Here is a 7,771-nt window from a genome sequence, read left to right on the forward strand (position 1 = left end):
GGGACGCCGCGTGCGGGCACCTGCTTTTCCAGCGTTCGGGTGGCCGAACACATTCCCGCCGAGCACCGCGGTGGCGGGAACCGGTGGTGCTGCGCGGTGGCGCCGCGGTGGCCTGGCGCCGCGGTCTTACTGAGGGTGGTCCGAAGGTTCTCGGTGCGGCTCCCCGGCCGGTCTTCGCCATCGGACGCTTCTGCCGGCCATGCCGACAATTCATGAAAAGTTTGGATAAAACGGTCGCAGAGTCATCTGCTGATCCGCAAGAGTGAAGGATTGTGGTCGTCCCAGCGACCACAATCCTTCCTTCTTCGGACTCGCGCCACCGGGCCACCGCGTTCAGGGGCCCGGCCGCGTTCGTGTACCTGCGTCGAGTGGGGCGGCCAGGACTCCGTACCAGCCGGGGTGCTGTATCAGGCGGCCGTTGCCGCCACGGCGAGGAGCACCAGAGCGCTGACGGCGGCGGTCGTCCGGATCGAGTTGAAGAAGTCCCAACGGGCACGCTGGGCCTGCCAGTCGCTCGGCGGCGCCTCCGGCTTCCAGGTGGCCATGGCGTTGTTGATTGGAAGGTCACCCCGCACGGTGACGAGGATGTTGGTGAGGACCGCGGCCGAGGCCACCGCCGCGAAGATCGCGGAGGTGGTCGCGCCATCCACCGCCGCGGCCACGGTCAGGGCCACGGCCGAGAGCAGGCTGGTGATCTGAAGCGGCTTCATCAGCTTCGGGTAACTGATGTCGAAGGCCTGCTTGACCAGCACATATGAGGTTGTGGGCAGCGAGTGCAACGCGGGTCGAACCGCGACGAGGCCAATGGTCATCGTCCCCGCGACGAGCCCGGTCAGAACGAGGGAGACCACGACGAGTGCCGAGACCATGGCTTCCGGCTCTCCATCCTTCAGGCGCGGCTGAGTGGATGCATTCATACCAAGCCGGGATGGTCCGGGTGGCCCACTGTCCTTTTCATGCAAAGCACCTGGCCAGGGCCCTGAATGGGCGGCGCTCGCACTGCTCGCGGCCGCGGCGTCCGCTGTGCCCTCGCACCCGGGGCGATATGCCAGGTTGGCATGTCACGGCCGGATCGGGCCAGGGGCAGGCTGGGCCGGATCGGGCTGAGCCGGGTCGAGTGGTTCCACGCAGCGGTTCCATGCACAGCGGAACCGTGCGGAGCTGCGCGGATCCAGATCGGCGCAGGCGTAGGTGGATATCAGGCCGACCGGCGGACCGGCGGTTCAGAGCTGGGCGACGATCCGGTTCAGGAGATCCGGTGTGGCGGCCGGCGGCGGGCTGTCCACCGTGAGACGGTTCATCGCATTTGCGTAAATGTCTACTTCTTCCCTTTTGTCCATATAAACGGCGCCGGTGAGCTGCTCCAGGTAGACCACGTCGGGCAGGTCCGACTCGGGGAAACGCAGGATCGTGAAGGCGCCGCCCTCCGCCGCATGGGCGCCGAAGGTGAACGGCATGACCTGTAGTGTCAGGTTCGGCAACGCGCACATCGTGATCAGGTGTTCGAGCTGGCGACGCATCACCTTGGGGCCACCGATCGGCCGGCACAGCGCGGCCTCGTCGATCACCACCCACAGTCGGAGTGGGTGCTCACGGTAGAGGATCTTCTGCCGGTTCATGCGCACGCTCACGCGTCGCTCGATGACGTCCGGGGGGTCGCCGGCGCTGCCCTGCGTGATGACCGCCCGAGCGTATTCCTCGCTCTGGAGCAGGCCTGGGATGAACTGCAGCTCATAGGTTCGGATGAGCTGCGCCGCCTCCTCCAGCCCGATGTAGGGCTGGAACCAGTTCGGCAGGACGTCGCCGTAGCCGTGCCACCAGCCCGGGCGGTTCGCCTCGCGGACGAGGGTCAGCAGCGGCTCGCGTTCGTCCTCGTCGGTGACTCCGTACAGGGTGAGCAGGTCCTCGACGTCGCGCCCCTTGAAGCTCACCCGGCCCAGCTCCATCCGGCTGATCTTCGATTCGGAGGCCCGGATGTGGTAGCCGGCGTCCTCGCGACTTATGCCCTTTTCCTCCCGAAGGCGACGCAGCTGCGAGCCGAGCAGGATCCGACGGACGGTCGGACCGCCTCCCGGCTGAGTGCTGGTCACTGTCGGCCCCCTTGACATAGGTCAATACAAGAGTACGTCATTCGATCTTCTACCCTCGTTCACCCCGCGGCCTCTCGACCCGGTTCAACCGGTTCCGCCTTCGCGCTGTGAACTAGATACGTATACACGGTTTACGTTGAGTGTTCGGCACCGGCTCGGCTTGACGAGCCACAAGCAGGCGTGATCAGGTCCTTCCGAGTACCGCCTGTTTCATTGCCGCCCACGCACCGTTGCATTCCTCCTCGACGTGGACCGTGCCGGGGGAGGCGCGACCGGGTGGCTGCGGCATCGATGGTGGCCCGGCCGGTCGGATGGGTCGGTCGCCGATTCTTGTAAGGACTCCACCATCCCGGGGAGGCCTCTTTGTCGCGGCCCGCGCACCGACCAGTTGCCTGGCCCAGGTGCCTGCCGCCGAACCCCCTCGAACCGGTCGGTGTTGCCGGAACCTCACTGTGGCAGAAGGGTCACGCTGTGGTCGAGCGGTAGTGCTCCGCCGGAGGGTGTTCCGCGACGGTGCGTGTCCTCTTCCACTGTCGGGCCGCGAAGCCGCCCGCGGCCGCATGGTGCGCACCGCCTTCCGTTGTCCTTCTGTGTCGTTCACGTGGGGCGCCGTTCATTCGGTGCTGTCAATCCCGGCGGGCCGGTCGCCACGGTGCCGCCTCACGCTGCTGCGGTGTCACATCCTGCCGGCCCGGCGAATACCCGGCGTGCGGCCCCGGTGTACCCGCCGGAGTCGGACGGCGTGTTGACCGTACAGGCTCGCCATGGCGCGTCCGGCGGGTGAGGGGACCTTCGTCGTTGCCTGGAAGGTGGGCCGCCGCCGCCCTGGCGAGGGGGTCGCGGTGAGCTGGCCGGGTGCCCGCAACCCAGCTCGGAGCACACATCGCGGCATCTGCGGGGCGTAGGCCGGTGTCATTTTCGTGGCGTGCGAGGGAGCCGTTCGTCATCGGAGGCATCCGGGGGGAGAGGGCACGATCGGGTAACCAGCTGCGATGGCGGCGCGTCGAACGGGTTACCCCGCGGGCCGCGTTTACCCGGCCCGTAGTGGGTCGGGCGGAGGGTCGGCGCCGGCCGCGGACCTTTCGATTGGTTGCTCCCGATGGTTGCTCCCGACCCCCTCGTCGCCCCTCGTGGAGCCCGTGGTGGACCGGAGGCTGCGGATGCCGCGCTGTCATGGCCGGTGTGAACAGGTTGCCGGTGCGTGTGGCCTGGTCGTTTCTCGGTGCCCGAGATTTGATCCCGTATTGCTTTGCCGCCTCAAAGGGGTGGCGCGGTGGGGGAGGTGGGAGCCTCGTGAGCGAACGCTGGATGCGGCAGGCGAGCGTCGTGTGCACATGGATAGCGGTCCGATGCACGTGCACACGCGCGTGCTGTATCGTGAGCCGAAGTCCGTGCAAGCGCACGAGCTGACCCCCGGAGGGAGGTAGGACGAGGCCTCTCGTCGGCTTGGACCCCTTGCGCGTGGGGCGGTTTCGTGGCCGCGGGCGAGCCGTGAGCCGCCTGAGAGAAAAGGCTCCCAGACCCTCGGTAGCACTCGCCTGGCTCCGGACGAAGGAACTTCAGGAGATCGACCTTGTCCAAGATCTACAGTGGTATGCCGGCCACAGCACTTCAATGGGTCACGTGGCAGAAGAGCCGGCGGAGTAACTCGCAGGGCAACTGCGTCGAGATGGCGCGGCTACCCGGAGACGCTGTGGCTGTTCGGAACTCCAGGCATCCCGACGGGCCCGCTCTGGTCTACACGCGGGCCGAGATTGAGGCACTCATCCTCGGTGCCAAGGATGGGGATTTCGACAACCTGCTCATCTGATGGGAACGACCGTGTCGGTACTCGGTGAGTACCGGGGACTGCCTCTGGGGGTGGCGGTCACCGTGAACCACGGTCTATCCCCGTCTTGGGCGGGTACCCGGAAAACCCGGGGCGAGGCCCCGGTCGCACCACCTGTAATCGCGCCACCTGTAAGTGCACCACCGATAACACCGTGCCATCGCTAGCGCACCACCTGCTAACGCACCAACGCCGACTAGCGGGTAACCGGATTGTGCGGGGACCAGCCGACTGCTCGGCGCTACGACGGGATCTTGTGATCTCGAGGTAGTCCGCCCCGCTGGGTCGCGACCGGACACCGGCGTCCGGTCGGCGATCTCGTCAGGGGCTGGCGGATCTCCCCGCCGCGGTTTTCCCGCTGAGCCATGCACGGGTCTCCACGAGCCCTGTGCGGCCTGTCTGGAGGTTGTTGGTGTGAGCCGGTACGGCAGCGATCTGGCAGGTTCCTGCCGGCTCGGGCCTTCTCGACTGCCTGCCGCTGATCCGGCGGCGTCCTACCGCCGCGTCGCGGCTGGGTTCGACACCTACCGATTCGACCTCGACCCGCCGGGGCTGCCGCGAGCGCTGCCATGCCCTGTGCGCGCACCGGAGAGCCGAATGACGCCGCCGATCACAGATCGGATCTTCACCTCCGGGGATCTCCCGCTTCTGTCGCTGCCACGGGCCGATGGTCTGATCGTCTGCCGTTGGCTGCCCGACCCGGTCGTGGCCCGGCTGGGAGGTCCCGCCGACGTCGACACTCTGCTGGAGCGGCGCCGCACACAGGTGAGTTTCGACATCGTGGAACCGAGCTGGCTGGCGCGTGCCGCCGCCGAGCGGGTGCGGGGGCCGGGTGTCGACGCGGTCGTGATGCACGAGCATGGCGGCCTGCCCGGCCGAAGCGCGCTGGCGCTGGCCTTCGCCTCGCACCTGCGATCGGTGTTCCTGCGTGCCGAACGGCAGGTCCACGTCATCACCTCCGGCACCCGTCCCGACCTGACCGGCCTGGCCGAGCTGGTCCGCGTGCCGCATCTGGTCACCGTCACGGATGCCACGGGCGCCGTCGCGGATGCCGTCGTATGGGAGGTCATGGCCGGCGGCGAGTTCGACGCCTGGCTGGACGGCGCACCGCGCCCGGACCAGTGCGCCATCGAGTCCCACCTGCCGGGCCTGCTGCGGCTGCGGGGCCTGCACCGGGCCGGCCGGCTCGACCGTAGGCGCTGCGCGGTCCTGGCGGAGGTCTTCGGCGAGGGCGGGGAGAAGACGATCTCCGCGACCTTGATCCACCGGTTCCCCGATGTGGTCCTTCCGCTGGCGGCCGCCACAGTGGCCGCCTAGGGAACCGAAGCCTGGGTCGGCGATCGGTGACCGGCGATCGACACTCGCGCCGACGATTACGCTCCGCCAGCGACAGCGCCCCAGAGTGCCTGGACTGTGGCTGTTCGGGCTCCCCGGATCGGCCAAGTGCAGTCGAGCGAACACTCTTCGTGCTGGTCGGGTCGAGTGTGACCAGCCATCGCCGCCGCCCCATTGCATTGGACGGCACGAGGGTGCAAACATGTACCAGCTGCCCGGGGATCCCCCCGTACCCCGGGCGGCCTTTTTTATGTCCGCTCCCGGCCATCGCCGCGTTCCGGGCCGGGCCCGGAACGGCCCGGCCGCCAACCGTCAGCGGGGCCAAGGGCGACCTTGCCGCGAGGCGGCCCCTGGCCGGGTGGTCCTCAGGTTGCCCGTCTCCTCAGCCGTGACGCTGGTGCGGTTTGGGACGAGGCGGTCGGGTATCTGGACGAAGGTCGGCGTGCCGGGTACCGACCCGTCCGCTCGGATCTGCCCGACTGCCTGGTTCAGTGCGGCCTCGACGAGGCCCGGCAAGCCGTCGATCATCGATGGAACGGCGTAGATCGCCCGGGGGAACCTGCGCAGCAGGTCCACGGCGGCGGTGACCACCGAGGGCATCTCGCGGAACACCCGTTCCACCTGGACGGCGGCGCTGGAGCCGTCGGCGAGGCGGGCAACGCCGTCCGGCACGAGCGCGCCGGCGGCGACCACCGACTCGTTCTCCGCGCGCCATCGGCGCGGACTCACCCAGCCGACGACCGCAACGCCCACCACCGGTGTCTGGTGTTCCAGGAGCAGCCGGGTCCGCGCGGCCTCGGCCGCATGCACGGCCGCGGTCACCGGCTCGTCGGCGCGGTGGTCGACTTCGCCGACGAGGCGCGCACCGTTCTCGGTGAGGCGCACGATCCGGCCCCGGTTGGCGAACAGGCCGTCCGCGTGGACCAGATCCGCCTGCATCCAGCGCCGAACCACCGCCCGCGCCGCGTCACGGGAGGTCTGCATCGCGGGGTCGAGCACGATTGCCAGGTCATCCTCGTAGACCGAACCCATCTCCAACAACCAGGTCAGGCATCGAAAGTCCCGCGCGTTTACCCGTACGCGCCCTTTGTCCGATCTTTGCTTTCTGGCCGCCTGTACCATTTTGTGCCTTTCCTTGGCGCCGGTGCAGGCGCCGCCACAGTGTCCCCTCCGGGGCATCGCGCCCATAAGGGACGCCCCGCGCTGGGCCGGGCAGGCTCGGGCCGGGACGTTCGGGGTCGATTCCACGGCTGGCCAGCTTGCGCGGGGGTCCTTCCGCGAGCCGGTTCATTTTAGTGCAAATAGCTAGACGATATTTGTCTCTGCTAGACCTCAACGCTTCTGTGTTCCGAGTGCTGGCCGGGCCGCGAAGACCGGACCTGAACTCTGCTCGGGGGGCGCTGGGACCTGGGCCGATGCTGCTTCTATGGGCTCGGTCCACTGTTGCCCGCTCCGCGTTCGAACGTCGGGGTGTTTGTCGGGTGCCCGATTGTGTCAAAGAGGTGCATGCTGTCAAGGGGGTGTGGTGTGCCGGTCGGAATCGGTCGCTTTGCACATGCATTTGGCAGCGTACTCCTTTCGGTCGCGCGCGAAGTGAGCAGGAAGGGGCTTCCGTGCGCTTTCCGACCCCATGGCTGATGCCGGCGCGGCCCAGTGGCAGCTGGACACGGGGCGGCCGTACCGCGTGGATCCTTCGGGCTTACCGGCCGGGCGGTGGGACACCCGGCCGGGCGCGGACTACGGTTCCCGCCATGCCGTCAACCGTGACACTGCCAACGTGGACCCAAACCGCGAAGTATCTCGCTCTGACCACATTCCGCAAGGACGGACGTCCCGTCTCGACGCCGGTCTGGTTCGTGGTCAACGGAGCGGAACTGTTGGTCCTTACGGACGAGAGCAGCGGGAAGGCACGCCGGCTGCGCGGCTCGCCGCGGGCGACCGTCGCCCCGTGCGACGCCCGCGGGCGGGCCTCGGAAGGCCCGATAGAGGTCATGGCGGAAATCGTGCCGGAGCGGACCGGCGCGACCCGTGCCATGGTGAAACGCCGATACCGGTTGGCAGCCCCGCTGGTGGCGGCGACGTCGAAGGTCGTACGCACGGTGCGCCGGCGCGATCCGGAGCGCCCGACCGCGATCCGGATCACGATGCCCGGCTGGTAGGGCGGGAAGGTCTGGCAGGTCGCTGGCCCGCGTGCCTGGGCCCGGTGCCCGGGTCGGTCAGGTTCGGTCGGGGGCGGCTATCGCCTCCGAGCGCAGCCGCTGGCCGACGGTCCCTTCAACGATCTTCTGTAGAACGGCCGACCGGGGATCACGTCCGAGGACACCCTTGATTTCCAGGTCGGCCGCCAACTTCCGTAGCGCCGGGACGGTGAGCGGGCCCAGGTCGTCGATCAGCCCCATGGCGACCTCCCGGCTGGGGGCGGCCCGCAGCGACCGGGCCAGCGCCGCCAGCATCGCCCCCGCCGGCGGCTCCACCGGCCCGCCGGGTCGGGTGGCAGCGGCGGCCCGGCGCGGGCGGC

6 protein-coding genes and 1 pseudogene are annotated in these 7,771 nt (G+C 68.7%); 3 read left to right on the forward strand and 4 right to left on the reverse strand.

Annotated elements, in window-relative coordinates:
• Window positions 1–407 precede the first annotated feature (407 nt).
• A complete protein-coding gene (locus tag FREUN1FDRAFT_RS36980; RefSeq protein WP_006545543.1) occupies window positions 408–869 on the reverse strand; it encodes a DUF1772 domain-containing protein in 462 nt (153 codons plus the stop codon).
• Window positions 870–1,223: 354 nt separating this feature from the next.
• A complete protein-coding gene (locus FREUN1FDRAFT_RS36985; protein WP_006545544.1) occupies window positions 1,224–2,090 on the reverse strand; it encodes a helix-turn-helix transcriptional regulator in 867 nt (288 codons plus the stop codon).
• Window positions 2,091–3,663: 1,573 nt separating this feature from the next.
• Here FREUN1FDRAFT_RS36985 and FREUN1FDRAFT_RS36990 point away from each other — a divergent pair.
• Both FREUN1FDRAFT_RS36990 and FREUN1FDRAFT_RS36995 read left to right on the forward strand, forming a co-directional pair.
• Window positions 3,664–3,900: a DUF397 domain-containing protein gene (locus FREUN1FDRAFT_RS36990; protein WP_006545546.1), complete on the forward strand. Its 237-nt coding sequence runs from the start codon at window positions 3,664–3,666 to the stop codon at window positions 3,898–3,900.
• 615 nt (window positions 3,901–4,515) lie between these two features.
• Window positions 4,516–5,235 carry a hypothetical protein gene (locus FREUN1FDRAFT_RS36995; RefSeq protein WP_006545547.1) on the forward strand — a complete coding sequence of 240 codons (720 nt, stop codon included), beginning with the start codon at window positions 4,516–4,518 and terminating at the stop codon, window positions 5,233–5,235.
• Window positions 5,236–5,565: 330 nt separating this feature from the next.
• Here FREUN1FDRAFT_RS36995 and FREUN1FDRAFT_RS37000 read toward each other — a convergent pair whose 3' ends face one another.
• Window positions 5,566–6,285, reverse strand: a complete 720-nt coding sequence (locus FREUN1FDRAFT_RS37000; protein WP_198144579.1) for a hypothetical protein — start codon at window positions 6,283–6,285, stop codon at window positions 5,566–5,568.
• Between the two features lie 719 nt (window positions 6,286–7,004).
• Between FREUN1FDRAFT_RS37000 and FREUN1FDRAFT_RS37005 the strand changes: the two genes are divergently transcribed.
• Window positions 7,005–7,412 carry a PPOX class F420-dependent oxidoreductase gene (locus FREUN1FDRAFT_RS37005; RefSeq protein WP_006545549.1) on the forward strand — a complete coding sequence of 136 codons (408 nt, stop codon included), beginning with the start codon at window positions 7,005–7,007 and terminating at the stop codon, window positions 7,410–7,412.
• Window positions 7,413–7,469: 57 nt separating this feature from the next.
• On the opposite strand, the pseudogene FREUN1FDRAFT_RS37010 reads toward FREUN1FDRAFT_RS37005, so the two are convergent.
• Window positions 7,470–7,771 (reverse strand): annotated as a pseudogene (locus FREUN1FDRAFT_RS37010) (oxidoreductase); the annotation flags it as partial.

The sequence above is a fragment of the Parafrankia sp. EUN1f genome, from assembly GCF_000177675.1.
Lineage (GTDB): Bacteria > Actinomycetota > Actinomycetes > Frankiales > Frankiaceae > Parafrankia.